Source organism: Vallitalea maricola (assembly GCF_036985595.1).
Classification (GTDB): Bacteria; Bacillota; Clostridia; order Lachnospirales; family Vallitaleaceae; genus Vallitalea; species Vallitalea maricola.
In genome coordinates, this window is record NZ_BTPU01000211.1 from 1 (window position 1) to 256 (window position 256).

Sequence of the window (256 nt, forward strand, 5' to 3'; positions counted from 1 at the left end):
TCTAGGTGGAACTTTTAAGATATTTATTGTGAGTTTTTGTATGTTCATAAGAAAGATATTCCCATGTGGTATGTTAGGTGGAATAATTGTTTCTACAACAAGAGTAAATGAATTCATGGCGGCTATGAATCGTATACATATGACCAAAAGTGTAGTTATTCCGTTAACAGTAATGCTTAGATATTTTCCAATGGTAGGAGAGGATTGGAGAGATATCAAAGATGCAATGAAAATGAGGAATGTGGCACCATCGTTT

1 protein-coding gene is annotated in these 256 nt (G+C 34.0%); it reads left to right on the forward strand.

Translation table 11 applies throughout. From position 1 onward, the window contains the following. The coding region (locus tag AACQ14_RS23895) for an energy-coupling factor transporter transmembrane component T (protein WP_339366043.1) at nucleotides 1-256 on the forward strand (256 nt) is incomplete at both ends.